General features: G+C 67.2%; 14 protein-coding genes. 3 read left to right on the top strand and 11 right to left on the bottom strand.

What is annotated here, in order from left to right; genetic code table 11:
- Nucleotides 1–26: 26 nt before the first annotated feature.
- Nucleotides 27–1544, bottom strand: a complete 1518-nt coding sequence (scpC, locus tag ACTXPP_RS01405) for a succinyl-CoA:acetate CoA-transferase ScpC (protein ID WP_443340517.1) — start codon at nucleotides 1542–1544, stop codon at nucleotides 27–29.
- A gap of 25 nt (nucleotides 1545–1569) precedes the next feature.
- A complete protein-coding gene (locus ACTXPP_RS01400; protein ID WP_301494318.1) occupies nucleotides 1570–2208 on the bottom strand; it encodes an HD domain-containing protein in 639 nt (212 codons plus the stop codon).
- Between the two features lie 106 nt (nucleotides 2209–2314).
- Between ACTXPP_RS01400 and ACTXPP_RS01395 the strand changes: the two genes are divergently transcribed.
- Nucleotides 2315–2713, top strand: a complete 399-nt coding sequence (locus ACTXPP_RS01395) for a DJ-1/PfpI family protein (RefSeq protein ID WP_443340516.1) — start codon at nucleotides 2315–2317, stop codon at nucleotides 2711–2713.
- Between the two features lie 51 nt (nucleotides 2714–2764).
- Nucleotides 2765–3268 carry a helix-turn-helix domain-containing protein gene (locus ACTXPP_RS01390; RefSeq protein ID WP_443340515.1) on the top strand — a complete coding sequence of 168 codons (504 nt, stop codon included), beginning with the start codon at nucleotides 2765–2767 and terminating at the stop codon, nucleotides 3266–3268.
- On the opposite strand, the gene ACTXPP_RS01385 is transcribed toward ACTXPP_RS01390, so the two are convergent.
- Nucleotides 3240–3986 carry an aspartate/glutamate racemase family protein gene (locus ACTXPP_RS01385; RefSeq protein WP_301494313.1) on the bottom strand — a complete coding sequence of 249 codons (747 nt, stop codon included), beginning with the start codon at nucleotides 3984–3986 and terminating at the stop codon, nucleotides 3240–3242. The two genes, ACTXPP_RS01390 and ACTXPP_RS01385, sit on opposite strands and share 29 nt — an antisense overlap.
- Nucleotides 3983–5311, bottom strand: coding sequence for an aminotransferase class I/II-fold pyridoxal phosphate-dependent enzyme (locus ACTXPP_RS01380; RefSeq protein WP_443340514.1), 1329 nt, complete (start codon nucleotides 5309–5311; stop codon nucleotides 3983–3985). Before ACTXPP_RS01380 ends, ACTXPP_RS01385 begins: the two co-directional genes overlap by 4 nt.
- Here ACTXPP_RS01380 and ACTXPP_RS01375 point away from each other — a divergent pair, their 5' ends adjacent.
- A complete protein-coding gene (locus ACTXPP_RS01375) occupies nucleotides 5312–5761 on the top strand; it encodes a PAS domain-containing protein (protein WP_443340513.1) in 450 nt (149 codons plus the stop codon). It abuts the gene before it with no gap.
- Here ACTXPP_RS01375 and ACTXPP_RS01370 read toward each other — a convergent pair whose 3' ends face one another.
- The 7 genes from ACTXPP_RS01370 to ACTXPP_RS01340 form a co-directional block, all read right to left on the bottom strand.
- Entirely contained in the window at nucleotides 5762–6970 is a 1209-nt protein-coding gene (locus ACTXPP_RS01370) for an acetate kinase (protein WP_443340512.1), read from the bottom strand. It lies immediately after the preceding gene.
- A gap of 22 nt (nucleotides 6971–6992) precedes the next feature.
- Nucleotides 6993–8408 (bottom strand): phosphate acetyltransferase, encoded by a 1416-nt coding sequence (gene pta / locus ACTXPP_RS01365; protein WP_443340511.1) that lies wholly within the window; start codon nucleotides 8406–8408, stop codon nucleotides 6993–6995.
- A 251-nt stretch (nucleotides 8409–8659) separates the two neighbouring features.
- Nucleotides 8660–9616 carry a sulfite exporter TauE/SafE family protein gene (locus tag ACTXPP_RS01360; protein ID WP_301494303.1) on the bottom strand — a complete coding sequence of 319 codons (957 nt, stop codon included), beginning with the start codon at nucleotides 9614–9616 and terminating at the stop codon, nucleotides 8660–8662.
- Between the two features lie 10 nt (nucleotides 9617–9626).
- Nucleotides 9627–10328 carry a sirohydrochlorin chelatase gene (locus ACTXPP_RS01355; RefSeq protein WP_443340509.1) on the bottom strand — a complete coding sequence of 234 codons (702 nt, stop codon included), beginning with the start codon at nucleotides 10326–10328 and terminating at the stop codon, nucleotides 9627–9629.
- Between the two features lie 13 nt (nucleotides 10329–10341).
- Nucleotides 10342–11649 carry a sulfate adenylyltransferase subunit 1 gene (locus tag ACTXPP_RS01350; protein ID WP_443340507.1) on the bottom strand — a complete coding sequence of 436 codons (1308 nt, stop codon included), beginning with the start codon at nucleotides 11647–11649 and terminating at the stop codon, nucleotides 10342–10344.
- A complete protein-coding gene (gene cysD / locus ACTXPP_RS01345; protein ID WP_443340506.1) occupies nucleotides 11649–12587 on the bottom strand; it encodes a sulfate adenylyltransferase subunit CysD in 939 nt (312 codons plus the stop codon). The genes ACTXPP_RS01350 and cysD overlap by 1 nt, the downstream gene beginning before the upstream one ends.
- Nucleotides 12569–13405, bottom strand: coding sequence for a phosphoadenylyl-sulfate reductase (locus ACTXPP_RS01340; protein WP_301524743.1), 837 nt, complete (start codon nucleotides 13403–13405; stop codon nucleotides 12569–12571). The genes cysD and ACTXPP_RS01340 overlap by 19 nt, the downstream gene beginning before the upstream one ends.
- Nucleotides 13406–13417: the final 12 nt, after the last annotated feature.

Genomic DNA, 13417 nt, shown 5'->3' with positions numbered 1-13417 from the left:
AGTTCTGACGGAGTTCTGACGGGGTTCTAACCAGTGGCCTTCATGGATCCCCGCTCGGCGAGGTTGCCGTGGAAGGAGAAAGCGGTGGGCAGGTCGTGCGGGGTGTGGAGATGGCTGTTGGTCGCGGCCCGCTGGTAGTACTCCTCCAACAGGGGCCGGTAGTCCGGGTGGGCGACCGAGATCATCTTCGCCACCCGGTCCCGCGGTGCCAGTCCACGCAGGTCCGCGTAGCCGTACTCGGTGATCACGACCATGGCGTCATGTTCGGTGTGGTCGATGTGTGAGGCGAAGGGGACCACCGCGGAGATCGCACCGTCCTTCGCCACCGACGGGGAGATGAACGTCGAGGCGAAGGCGTTCCGGGTGAAGTCACCCGAGCCACCGATCCCGTTCATGAGTCGGGTACCGCTGACATGGGTGGAGTTGATGTTGCCGTAGATGTCGGCCTCGATCATGCCGTTCGACGCGGTCAGCCCCATGCGCCGGATGACCTCCGGCGAGTTGGAGATCTGCAGTGGGCGGGTGACGAGGTACTCACGGTACCGGGCAGCTTCCCGGTTCATCTTCTCGGCGTACTCCGGGGACAGTGCGAACGAGGTTGCCGAGGCCACCGTCATCTTGCCGGCGTCGATCAGGTCGAGCATGCCGTCCTGGACGACCTCGGTGTATGCCTGGATGTTCTCGAACTTCGAGTCGAGCAGTCCGGCCATCACCGCGTTGGGGACGTTGCCGACCCCCGACTGCATGATGTAGCCGTCATAGGTCAGCCGTCCCGCGGTGACCTCACCCTCGAGGAAGTCCAGGAAGTGTCCCGCGATCTGCTTGGAGACCTCGTCGAAGGGCTTGAAGGGGCTGTTGCGGTCCGGGGCATTGGTCTCGACGACCGCGACAACCTTCGAGGTGTCGATTTGAATGTAGGTCGTTCCGATCCGGTCACCGACATTGTTGATCGGGATCGGGGTGCGGTTGGGGAGACGGGGCACCCGGTAGATGTCCGCCATGCCCTCCAGTTCCGGCGACTGCCAGGAGTTGACCTCGATGATGATCTTGTCGGCGGCATCGAGGTACTCGAGGTTGTTGCCCACACCGGAGGAGGGGACCAGGTGGCCTTCCTCGGTGATCCGTGTGACCTCGACGACGGCGACGTCCAGGGCACCGAAGAAACCCTGTTCGACCTGCAGGCCGGAGTGGGAGAGGTGGATGTCCTGGAACTTGGCGCTGCCGGCGTTGATCTTGGAGCGCAGTACCGGGTCCGACTGGTAGGGCATGCGGTAGTTGATCGCGTCCGCCTCAGCCAGGACCCCGTCGCAGTCCGGGGCGGTGGACGCCCCGGTGAGCAGGTTGATGGTGAACTCGTCACCACGGTCGTGGGCCCGGGAGGCCCGGTCGGCGATGGCGGTGGGAAGTGCCTTCGGGTAGGCTGCCCCGGTGAAACCGGACATCCCCACGGTGTCACCGTGGTGGACGAACTCGGCCGCCTCGTCGGCGGTCATGGTCCTCGAACGAAGCTCAGTATTGGCGATACGGTCGGAACGGTCGGACATGGTGTTCCCCTTGGTGGGTGGTGGATTACTCGGGCCAGGCACTGTTCCGGATGACCTCGACGAAGTCACCAGGTTCGAACCCGGGGAGGAAATGGGCGAGCACGTCCGCCTTGACGTTTCCGAACGTCGTGCCAGGACGGTCCTTGAGTCCGTCGGTGAAGGCGGCGAGGATGCCGTTCTTGAAGTCGGGTCGGGGATGCGCCGCGACGATCTCCGCACGCTGAGCCTCGGTGACGGTGTCGAAACCGAGCCCCAGCACGTCATGCTCGACGCCGCGGGTGACCAGTGCGATCTCGGAATCCATGTGCAGTGGGATCTCCGGGGTGGCGTGCAGTGCGATCGACGGCCAGACCTTGTCGGCGGCGTCCTCGGCGATGCCGTGGGACACCAGGAACCTGCGCGCCTCATCCGCCCCGTCGATCTCGAAACGCTGATCGGTGCGTCGAAAGGTCTCGGTCAACCCGAGATCATGGAACATCGCACCGATGTACAGCAGCTCCGGGTCGTACGTGGTGCCGTCGCGCTCGCCACGCAGCGCACCGAAGAGGTACACGCGGCGCGAATGGTCGAAGACCAGCGGGGTGGCGACGTCACGCACGAGTTCTGTGGCTTCCTTGGCGAGGTCGGAGTCCGGGGTCGTGATACCGGCGATGGTGTCGGTCATTGCTCATCCACCTCCAGCGGTGGGGTCACAGGCCTGGTAACAAGTTTCGTTCCGGCAGGTACACGTGCACCATGTCTTTCCCGACGCATATCCCACTAAACCGGACATGAGGCGCGTCGGCTTCCTGGTCTTCGACGGCATGACCATGCTCGACTACGCTGGCCCCGCTGAGGTTCTCGGCCGTGCCGATGACTATGAGTTCACCGTGTTCTCTCCCCGCGGAGGTACGGTCACCGCGGCCAACGGACTCCCCGTCGCCGGGACCGTGCCCCCGTCCCCCGGGGCCGCCGCTGACCTGGACACCATCATCATCACCGGTGCCGACGACCTCCCCGACCGGGCGAACGACCCCGGCCTGCTCGAGGCCACGGCAGTCCTCTCCGGACATCCCCGACGGATCGCCAGTGTGTGCACCGGAGCATTCCTGCTGGCCGAACTGGGCTTGCTCGACGGTCGACGGGTCACCACACACTGGCGCAACGCCCGCGACATGGCCCGGCGCTAGACCCGGATACGCGTCGAGACGGACGTCCTCCACGTCCACGACGGCCGCTTCGTGACCTCGGCCGGGATCACCGCCGGCATCGATCTGGCACTGTCACTGGTGGAGGAGGATCTCGGCGCGGACACGGCGCGTCGGATCGCCCGTGAGATGGTCGTTTTCATGCATCGACCGGGTGGCCAGTCCCAGTTCGCCAGCCCCCCGAACGCCCCGTTGGTGGACAACCCCATCCTCCGGGAGGTCCTCGCACGGGTTCAGGCGGACCCGGCCGGCGCCCATACCGTGACCACGATGGCCTCCGATGCCGCCGTGAGCACACGCCACCTGGGAAGAATGTTCCGCGAGGAACTGGGGGCCACCTCGTCCCGCTGGCTCGAACAGTTCCGGATGTCAACGGCCCAACAGCTGATCCTCGACGGGCAGACCGTCACCGCGGCGGCCGGCGGGGCAGGCTTCGGCAGTGACGAAAGCCTGCGTCGGGCGTTCGACCGGCATCTTCACATCACCCCGTCCGAGTACCGGGTGCGGTTCAGCTCGACCTTCCGACGGGGGCAGTAGTCGTCGGATCCGTCAACATCGCCTCGACCAGGGCACGGGTGTGGATACCGACGGTGTCGAGGCAGGGCACCGGAGACACCTCGTCGTCGAGCACCATGGGCAGCTCGGTGCATCCGAGGACAACCTGGTCCAGTGGTTGCTCCCGGTGGATTCCGGTGATGATGTCCACGAACCGGCCCCTGGTCTCATCGGTGGCCAACCCGAGTTCAAGTTCGGTGGCGATCCGGTGCTGGATCTCCTCGCGGTCGGGCGCCGTCGGAATGACCACCTCGATACCTGCCTCGGTGAACGGCCGGAGGAAGAAGTCGTTGGTCTCCGGTGACATCGTGAACCCCGTGCCCAGGAGCAGCACCCGGGTGGCGTTCCTGGCGGCGGCCTCGTCCCGTACCGCCTCCACGGCACTGACCAGCGGGACCGGGGAGCGCTCCACCAGCCGGTCGAGAATGATGTGCGGGGTGATCGCACTCAGGCTGACCACCCGTGCGCCGGCGGCGACAAGGTTGTCCACTGCGGCAGCGAAGTAGTCGGTGAGCCCGTCGGTGTCTTTCGCGCCGAGATGGCGGAAGACCTCGAAGACGCTGAGCGACTCGATCGTCAGTTCGGGGAGCACCTCCTCCCCGCACCGCTGCTGAACCCCGGTGGTCAGGGCCCGGTAGTACAGCTGGGTGGACTCCGGTCCGGTTCCTCCGATCAGGCCGAGTTTTCGCATGGTGTTCATGAGCCCATGGCTACCACAGCCAGAATATCCTCGGCCAGTACCTGCAGATCAGCGTCGTCCAGATCGTGGACGGTCAGCCTCAGATGCCGATCCTCACCCGTCCCGGTCAGCGCGAACTGCTCACCGGTCCGCACGCGCCATCCCCGTGCCGCCAGTCGTGCTGCAGCCCCCTGTGCCGGGACCGGCAGGGTGAGCCACACGTTGAGCCCGTCACCGGGGGCGGCGACGACCGGCGTCCCGGCAAACATCCGGACGACGTCCGCATTCCGCCTGGCGTAGTACTCCCGTGCCTGATGGATACGGTCTGCGGTGGTGCCGTCATCCAGCATGACGGTCACGATGCGCTGCAGGATGTGGCTCACCCACGTCGTCCCTGCGCTGAGACGTCGTCGTAGCCGACCCACCGTGTCATCGTCGGCTGCGACGACCGCCAGCCGGAGGTCGGGTCCGAGCAACTTGGAGACCGACCGGACCAGCGCCCAACGCCGGTGTCCCTCACCGATGATGCTGTGGTAGTCACTGGTGGACAATCGCGAGAAATGGTCGTCCTCCACCACCAGGACGTGGGGGTGGGCCTGCAGGACCTCACGGAGCTCGGCGGCGCGCCCGGCGGTCAGGCTGGCACCGGTGGGGTTGTGCGCCCGGGGCGTGCACACCACCGCACGAACCCCGGCCTGCAGCGCGGTCCGTAACCCGTCCGGGGTCATCCCCTCGGCGTCCACCGGCACCGGTACGGGGCGGTAGCCGGCCAGCCGGACCGAGTTGATGCTGGTGAGAAAGCAGGGGTCCTCCAGGGCCACGCCGTCCCCGCGGGTCAATGACTGTGCCAGCAGCCGTTCCACCGCGTCAACCGCCCCGGCGGTGAGCACGACCCCGAAGTCTCGTGCGTGATCTGCCGAGATCCACCGGCGCGCCCAGCGCTCCACGTCTTCGTCCAGGGAGTCGCCGCCGTACAGGACAGCCGGCTGGTCCATCGTCGCCAACAGTGCGAAGGCGTCCCTGGGGTCGGGCAACCAGGTGGCCCCCGGATTGCCGTGACCGATGTCCCGGAGGGTTCCTCCACCCGCACTGCCCTCCTCCGACATGGGGGTAGCACCGGTGACGGCGGTGCCGGCGCGGCCGCGGGTGGAGACCGTCCCGGTGGTGGCGAGTCGCCGGTAGGCGGAGACGACGGTGTTCCGGTGCACGCCGAGCTCACCGGAAAGTGCCCGGACCGAGGGCAGTTGCTGGCCCGGGGCCAGGTCTCCACGATCGACGAGTTCCCGGACGGAGTCGGCGATACTCTCGGCCGAGTCTCCGGTGATCATCGTGGTAGAGTTTGGCATATGCCAAACACTACCGGAACGTCAGAACGGACGGCACTCGCCGCCAGGGTCATCGAGGAGTCCACCCTCGACGCGGTCATCGTCGCCGACCGCTCGGGGAAGGTCACACTGTGGAATGCAGCCGCCGAAGACATGTTCGGCTACCCGGAGTCCGAGGCGCTCGGCCAGTCACTGGACCTGATCATCCCGGAGAAACTCCGGGGACGGCACTGGACCGGCTGGGACAGGGTCATGGACACCGGGGCCACCAACTACGGCACAGATCCGTTGACCGCCCCTGGTATGACCAGGGACGGGCAACGGATCTCACTGGAGTTCTCGATTGTCCTGCTCAAGGACGCCAACGGCACGGTGGAGGGTGTCGGGGCGATCCTGCGGGACGTCACCGCACGCTGGGAGGCGGAACGGGAACTACGCCGACGGGTGCGGGAGCTCGAGAACCGGGACTGATCAGGCCTGGGACAGGTGATCAGCGGCGCGGGCGATGGCCAGCTCCTCGTTGGTCGGGATCACCAGGACCTTGACGGCGGAGTCGTCGGTGGAGATCACGCGGGGCCCTTCAACGCCCTCATCGTTGTTGTTGCGGGACTTGTCGATCTTGATCCCGAAGTTCTCCAGGTCGGCCATCGTGTCGCGGCGGATACCGACGTGGTTCTCGCCGACGCCGGCGGTGAACACGACGGCATCCAGGGAACCGAGCTGCAGCATGAAGGCACCGACGTAGCGACGCACGCGGTGGACGTAGATGTCGTAGGCCTCCTGCGCGTTGTCGTCGCCCTCGTTGATCAGTTCCTGGATCAGGCGGAAGTCATTGGCACCGGCGAGGCCCTTGAGACCCGAGCGCTTGTTGAACAGCGTATCGATCTCGTCGATGGTCATCTTGCCCTCGCGGTAGAGGTGGAAGATGATACCGGCGTCGATGTCACCGGTACGGGTACCCATGACCAGACCCTCCAGCGGAGTCAGCCCCATGGTGGTGTCCACCGGCTTACCGCCACGCACCGCGGCCATGGAGGCACCGTTGCCCAGGTGGAGGGTGATGTGGTTGATGTCCTCGGCATCCTTGTTGACCAGCTTGGGGACCAGTCCGGAGACGTACTCGTGGCTGGTGCCGTGGAAGCCGTAACGACGGATGTTGTACTGGTCGGCGACCTCACGGTTGAGGCCGTAGCGGGACGCGTACTCCGGCAGCCCGTGGAAGAAGGCGGTGTCGAAGACCGCGACGTGCTCCACATCGGGCAGCAGGGCGCGGGCGTTCTCGATGCCGTCGATGTTCGCCGGGTTGTGCAGTGGGGCCAGCGGCACCAGACCACGGATCTCGTCGACGACCTTGTCGGTGATGATCACCGGCTCGGAGAAGTGGGATCCACCGTGGACCACACGGTGCCCCACCGCGGAGATGTCGAGGTCCTGCGGGCCGACACCCAGCAGGGACATCATGCCGAAGGCACGCTCAAGACCCACGGAGTGGCTGAGGATCGGACGACGGTCCTCGATGGTCTGGTCTTCGGTGATCAGCTTGATGTGTCCGCGGCTCTCGCCGATCTGCTCGACGAGACCGGAGAGGAACGGCCCTTCCTTCACATCGGCGTTCAGGTCGATGACCTGGAACTTGATGGAGGAGGAACCGGAATTGAGGACGAGAACATACTTGGTCATGAGCTTCTGAGGGCCTTTCGGGCTAGTTTCCGGCCTGGATGGCGGTGATGGCGACGGTGTTGACGATGTCCGGGACGGTGGCTCCTCGGGACAGGTCGTTGACGGGCTTGTTCAGTCCCTGCAGGATCGGGCCGACGGCCAAGGCGTCGGCGGTGCGCTGCACGGCCTTGTAGGTGATGTTTCCGGCGTTGAGGTCCGGGAAGACGAAGACGGTGGCTTTGCCGGCGACCTCGGACCCCGGCATCTTCTTCTGGCCGACGGACTCGACGACGGCGGCGTCGAACTGCAGCGGGCCATCGATCTCCAGGTTGGGAGCGGATTCCTGGGCGATCTTCACACCTTCGGCGACGGCCTCGACATCCTCACCGGCACCGGAGGCACCGGTGGAGTAGGACAGCATGGCGACCTTGGGCTCGATGCCGAACTGGGCGGCGGTCTTGGCGGAGACCACGGCGATCTCGGCAAGCTGCTCCGGGGTCGGGTTCGGGTTGACCGCACAGTCACCGAATGCCCACAGCACGCCGTCCATGACCATGAGGAAGATCGAGGAGACGATGGAGGCGTCCGGCGAGGTCTTGATGATCTGGAAGCTGGGCTTGATGGTGTGCGCGGTGGTGTGGGCGGCACCGGAGACCATGCCGTCGGCCATGCCGAGGTGGATCATCATCGTGGCGTAGTACGAGATGTCCTTCATCGTCTCGCGGGCCTCGTCGAGCGAGACACCCTTGGCCTTGCGCAGCTCGGCGAACTCCTCGGCGAAGCGCTCCAGGTCGGACCCCTTGGTCGGGTCGGTCAGCGTGGCCGAGCTGAGGTCGAGGCCGAGCTCGTGGGCGCGGGCGGCCATCGTGGCGGGGTCGCCGAGGATGGTCAGGTCGCAGACCCGGGCGGCCAGCAGCTGGTCGGCGGCCTCGAGGATGCGGTCGTCGTCGCCCTCCGGCAGGACGATGTGGGCCTTGGCAGCGCGGGCCTGGATGATCAGGTTGCGCTCGAAGGACTCCGGGCCGATGACCGGGGTGCCGGGCTCGGCGTCCAGACCTGCGGTGACGGCGACGAAGGGCACGGCGCTGCCTTCGGCTTCCAGGGCGGAGGACGATGCGTCCGGGTGGTCCAGCACGCTGATGCCGCGCGGGGTCCGGCCGGACCGCACGAGCTGGCCGGAGACCTGCTGCAGCTGGAGGTGGTCCTGCTCCCCACCGGCGACGAGGAAGTGCCCCACTCCGGCGGCTGCGGCGAGCCGTGAGTCGAACATCGGCTCACCGGTGCCGATGAGGACACCACCGTCAGTGGTGAGGGCGGTCCCCAGTGCGGCTCCGAAATCCGGCGCCGAGGGACGCAGGGTGTCGAAGATGTCGGTCACTGATCCCGACAGGTGGGCGATGAGATCGTCTCGGCGGCCTGCCCCGGTCGCGATCGGACTGAGCACTGCTCGAACAGTCACGGTCTCTCCTTCATAACTCGACTGTTCCGCCGCTAACCGTGACACCCACGTGTGATTGGCCACATCTTGTTGACCATCTGGCTCATCGTCATGGAGACCGTTGCGACGGAATCTTGTGCGCTACCTACATCGACCTATTGTGCCGTGAAAAGCAACCAGTGCCCAACGAAGGCCTGTTCGCCGAGTCTCACTACCCCCAATATTGTGTCCTACCCCACTACGCCGGGGGTGGTTTCCCCGACGCTCCCCTCTCAGAGAGTATCTGTGCGGATAACTACCCGTGGATGATCCGGGTCATCGTCGGCGTCGGTGGGCGCCGGCTCCACGACAGCCGCAGCACGACGTGTCCGGCCCAGCGACCGCAGCACCACAGTGATGCACAGCGCGGCCACGGTGGCGGCGATCGCGACGCCGATCCAACCCATCGAGGCGGAGACCCGTAGTCCGTTGAGCAACACCAGCAGCGCGCCGACCAGACCGCCGAGGATGTCGGGGCGGATCTTGGTGACCACCCAGGCGGCGATCGGGGCGGCGATCACGCCGCCGATCAGCAGGCCCAGCACCGGCTGCCACGAGTCGTGCACGGCCTCGAGCCCGACGATGAACCCGGCGGAGGCGGAGACGGCCACCAGGAACTCGGCGGTGTTCACCGTGCCGATGATCTTGCGCGGCTGACTGCGTCCCACACTCATCAGCGTCGATGTGGTGACCGGCCCCCAGCCGCCGCCACCGGAGGCGTCGAGGAAACCGCCGCCCAGTCCCAGGGCGACCAGACCGACCCGGGAGCGACGACCGTTCCCGGCCGGCGGGGTGTCCTCGGTGGAGCCTGCGGAGGACCGTCCCCACGGCACCAGGACGCTACGGACCAGGACGTAGCCGCCCAGCAGGAGCAGCAGCAGCGACACCACCGGCTCGGCGGATTCGGCGGACAGACCGGACAGGACCGTCGCGCCGGCGAAGGCACCGACGGCACCCGGAATGCCGAGGAAGATGACGGTCGGCCAGTGGACGTTGTTGAGGCGCCAGTGGGCCAGCCCGGAGAACAGCGTGGTGCCGACCTCGGCGAAGTGCACTGCGGCACTGGCGTAGGCCGGCGCCATGCCGGAGAGGATGAGCATGGTGGTGGCGGTGACGCCGAAGGCCATACCCAGTGCACCGTCGACCAGCTGTGCCGCCAGGCCGGCGAATGCGAACATCAGCAGTTGCACGCCTACTCCTCTATCTCTCTCGGTCGGTTACAGTGTCATTCACCCGTGTGACGACGAGCGGGGCGACGTCCTCCCCCAGTGGTTCTCCGAGCTGCACCCCCGGCTCGCCGGACAGTGCCCGGACAGCCAGGTCCCACAGGGTGCCCGGTGAGAAGAACAGTGGCTGGACGGCGACGTCCCCCACCGACCGGCAGTGGGCGAGCAGGGCGTCCGTCCCGGTGCCGTCGCCACCGGTGGCGACGACGGCGTGGCCGGGAACCCCGAGGAGCTCCCCGACCCGTGCGGCCAGTGCCGCGACGGTGTCATTGGCCCCGGGGACCGTCGACCCCACGGAGTAGAGCACCAGGTGGTCGGCGTCCCCGACCCGCCCGGCGATGACCTCGGCGAGGTCCTCACCGAGGCCCACCGGAGCGGCGAGGTGCAGCTGCACCCCGCTGGCCTCGCTGGCCTGTTCCAGGGCGTCCGGGACGTCCTGCCGCAGGTGGAAGGCATCGGTGAACAGCAGGGGGACGACCACGGCCGCCTCATGCCCGGACACCCCGAGCAGTCGGGTGACCTCGATCAGGGTCAGCGGGGAGAAGTCCAGGTGGGACGCCACGGCGCGACGTCCGCTGAGATCCTCGACCGCCGCGGCGATCCGGGAGACCGCCGCATCGGCCTGCGGGTGACGGGAGCCGTGGGCCAGACACACCACAGGAAGCATGTCGGCCATCGACCCAGGCTCCTCAGTTGCTCTCGGTGACCAGGCCGGCGGTGAGGGTGTCACCGGAGCCGGGGTTGATCAGCAGGAAGGAACCGACGCGGCCGCCACGGCGGTATGCCTCGAACGGCAGCGGCTCGGCGACGGTGATCCGCACCTCGGCGATGTCGTTGAGGGCCAGCTCGGAGCCGAGGTCTGCTGTCTCGTCCGCATCGAGGATGTGCACGCGGCGCACGATCTCGTCGACCCGGGCGCGCACGGTGGCGGCACCGTAGCGCAGCAGCACATTGCCGCGCAGCTTCACCGGGGTCTCGGAGAGCTGGAAGACGAGTCCGGTGACCTGGTTGGACGCCTCCGGGGTGCTGTCGTCCTCGGTGGCGGTGGCGATGAGGTCGCCGCGGGCGATGTCGATGTCGTCGGCCAGGCGCAGCGTGACGGACTCGCCGCGTTCGGCGGTGGTCTGCTCGCCGCCGGGGCCGTCGATGCCGGCCACGGTGGTGGTGCGTCCGTCGGCGCCGCCGACGGTGACGGTGTCACCGACGGAGACCGATCCGGACGTCAGGCGTCCAGCGTAGCCACGGTAGTCGGTGGCGTGGTCGCGGATGACGAACTGCACCGGGAAGCGCAGGCCGCGGACGGTGCCGGCGTTGATCCGGGACGGACGGGCCTTCTCCAGGATGTCCAGCACGGTCGGGCCGGAGTACCAGGGGGTGTTGGCCGAGGCGGTGACGACGTTGTCGCCGAGCAGTGCGGAGGTCGGCACCACGTCCACCTTCGGCAGTCCCAGCTCGGCGGCCAGGGCGTGCACGTCGGAGGAGATGGACCGGAAGATGCCCTCGTCGAAGTCGACGGCGTCGATCTTGTTGACCGCCACGACGACCTGCGCGGTGCGCATCATCGCGGCCACGGTGAGGTGGCGCTTGGTCTGCTCGATGACACCGTTGCGGGCGTCGATCAGCACGATCACCAGGTCGGAGGTCGACAGGCCGGTGACCGTGTTGCGGGTGTACTGCACGTGTCCGGGGCAGTCGGCGAGGATGAAGGAGCGCTTGTCGGTGGCGAAGTAGCGGTAGGCCACGTCGATGGTGATGCCCTGCTCCCGCTCGGCGCGCAGGCCGTCGACCAGCAGCGACAGGTCGGGGTTCTCCAGTCCCTTGGCGGCGGAGACGCGCTCCACGGCCTCGTACTGGTCGGCGAGGATGGACTTGGTGTCGTGCAGCAGTCGTCCGACGAAGGTGGACTTGCCGTCGTCGACGGATCCGGCGGTGCACAGGCGCAGCGTGGGAAGGTCTGTCACGGCGACCTCGGTGTTTTCCAGGGTGGCGGCGGTCATCAGAAGTAGCCTTCCTTCTTGCGGTCCTCCATGGAGGACTCGGAGAGTTTGTCGTCGGCACGGGTGGCGCCACGTTCGGTGGTGGTGGACAGGCGGATCTCGTCGATGACGTCGTCGATCGTCGCGGCGTCCGAGAGGACGGCACCGGTGCAGGACATGTCGCCGACGGTGCGGTAGCGCACGGTCCTGGTCTCGACCGTCTCGCCCTCCTTCGGGCCGCCCCAGTCACCGGCGGTCAGCCACATGCCGCCGCGGTTGAAGACCTCGCGGTCGTGGGAGTAGTAGATGTCCGGGATCTCGACGTTGCGGGCCTTGATGTAGTCCCAGATGTCGGCCTCGGTCCAGTTGGAGATCGGGAAGACGCGGATGTTCTCGCCGGCCTGGTGGCGGCCGTTGTACAGACCCCACAGTTCCGGACGCTGACGCCGCGGGTTCCAGCCGCCGAAGGGGTCGCGCACGGAGAAGACGCGCTCCTTGGCCCGGGCCTTCTCCTCGTCGCGGCGGGCGCCGCCGAGGACGGCGTCGTAGTTGCGGTTCTGGATCGTCTCGACGAGCGGGACGGTCTGCAGCGGGTTGCGGGTGCCGTCGGGACGCTCCTGGATGGCTCCGGAGTCGATCCAGTCCTGGACGGCGGCGACGTGCAGCGTGATCCGCGGGTCCTCGGCGATCCGGTCGCGGAACTCGATGACCTCCGGGAAGTTGTGGCCGGTGTCGACGTGGACCAGCTCGAAGGGCACCGGGGCCGGGGCGAAGGCACGCTTGGCGCACTCCAGAACGACGACGGAGTCCTTGCCGCCGGAGAACAGCAGGGCGGGACGCTCGAACTGGCCGGCGACCTCGCGCAGGATCTCCATGGCCTCGGCCTCGAGGCTGGCGAGGTGGGGGCTGAGTTTGGTTTCGGTGGCATCAAAGGCAGTAGTCACAGGTGAAGTCCGCATTCTGTCTTGGTGGAGTTGGCCCAGCGGCCGGAACGGGGATCCTCGCCGGGGGCGACGGGGAGGGTGCAGGTCTCGCAACCGATCGAGGGGTAGCCCTGCGTCGTCAGCGGATGCACGATCAGGTCGTGGGACTCGATGTAGTCCTGGACATCCTGGTCGGTCCACGCGGCGATGGGGTTGATCTTCAGCCGGCCGGTACGGTCGACGTCGAGGATCGGGGTGTTCTTGCGCATCTCGTTGTCGACCCGCTTGACGCCGGAGATCCAGGCTTCGTAGGGGTTGAGCATCCGGGCCAGCGGCTCGACCTTGCGCATGCGGCAGCAGGCGGTGGGGTTGGACTGGTACAGGTCGCGGCCGTAGACCTCGTCCTGCTTCGCCACCGAGTAGACCGGCTCCACGGTGCGCAGCGGCAGGCTGTAGCGCTGCTGCACGTCATGGGCGACATCGAGGGTCTCGGCGAAGTGGTAGCCGGTGTCGAGGAAGACCAGCTCGGCCTCCTCGACCCGGTCCTGGGCCAGTTCGGCGAGCACGGTGTCCTGCATGGACAGCGTCACTGCCACGGTGCCGGTGGTGTGCTCGTTGACCCACTCCAGGATCTCCTCGGCGGTCGCGCCTTCGAGCTTGTCATTCCACTCGTCCACCAGGGCCTGGTGGGCGGCGGTCTGCTCCTCGGTGAGGTGGGTGGTGGTCGTCGGGGCGTCGGACGGGCTGACCTCCGGGTCCCGGAGGTCAGCCGGCTCCCGCTGGTCATCGGCGCGGGTGACGCCGACCAAACCGGTGAGCGCCGTGAAGCCGGCGGCCGGTCCTGTGTTCGTCATACCTGCTCTTCT

The organism is Candidatus Corynebacterium faecigallinarum, assembly GCF_052264515.1.
GTDB classification, from domain to species: Bacteria; Actinomycetota; Actinomycetes; order Mycobacteriales; family Mycobacteriaceae; genus Corynebacterium; species Corynebacterium faecigallinarum.
Note: the sequence above shows the minus strand (reverse complement) of the source record. Positions and strands in the feature narration are given on the sequence as shown.

Excerpts from the sequence above, each read along its gene's own strand:
- ACTXPP_RS01400 (WP_301494318.1), bottom strand. The coding sequence starts at position 2,208 with ATGACCGACACCATCGCCGGTATCACGACCCCGGACTCCGACCTCGCC.
- scpC (WP_443340517.1), bottom strand. The coding sequence starts at position 1,544 with ATGTCCGACCGTTCCGACCGTATCGCCAATACTGAGCTTCGTTCGAGG.
- ACTXPP_RS01340 (WP_301524743.1), bottom strand. The coding sequence starts at position 13,405 with ATGACGAACACAGGACCGGCCGCCGGCTTCACGGCGCTCACCGGTTTG.
- cysD (WP_443340506.1), bottom strand. The coding sequence starts at position 12,587 with ATGCGGACTTCACCTGTGACTACTGCCTTTGATGCCACCGAAACCAAA.
- ACTXPP_RS01385 (WP_301494313.1), bottom strand. The coding sequence starts at position 3,986 with ATGAACACCATGCGAAAACTCGGCCTGATCGGAGGAACCGGACCGGAG.
- ACTXPP_RS01380 (WP_443340514.1), bottom strand. The coding sequence starts at position 5,311 with ATGCCAAACTCTACCACGATGATCACCGGAGACTCGGCCGAGAGTATC.
- ACTXPP_RS01375 (WP_443340513.1), top strand. The coding sequence starts at position 5,312 with ATGCCAAACACTACCGGAACGTCAGAACGGACGGCACTCGCCGCCAGG.
- ACTXPP_RS01355 (WP_443340509.1), bottom strand. The coding sequence starts at position 10,328 with ATGGCCGACATGCTTCCTGTGGTGTGTCTGGCCCACGGCTCCCGTCAC.
- ACTXPP_RS01350 (WP_443340507.1), bottom strand. The coding sequence starts at position 11,649 with ATGACCGCCGCCACCCTGGAAAACACCGAGGTCGCCGTGACAGACCTT.
- ACTXPP_RS01395 (WP_443340516.1), top strand. The coding sequence starts at position 2,315 with ATGAGGCGCGTCGGCTTCCTGGTCTTCGACGGCATGACCATGCTCGAC.
- ACTXPP_RS01370 (WP_443340512.1), bottom strand. The coding sequence starts at position 6,970 with ATGACCAAGTATGTTCTCGTCCTCAATTCCGGTTCCTCCTCCATCAAG.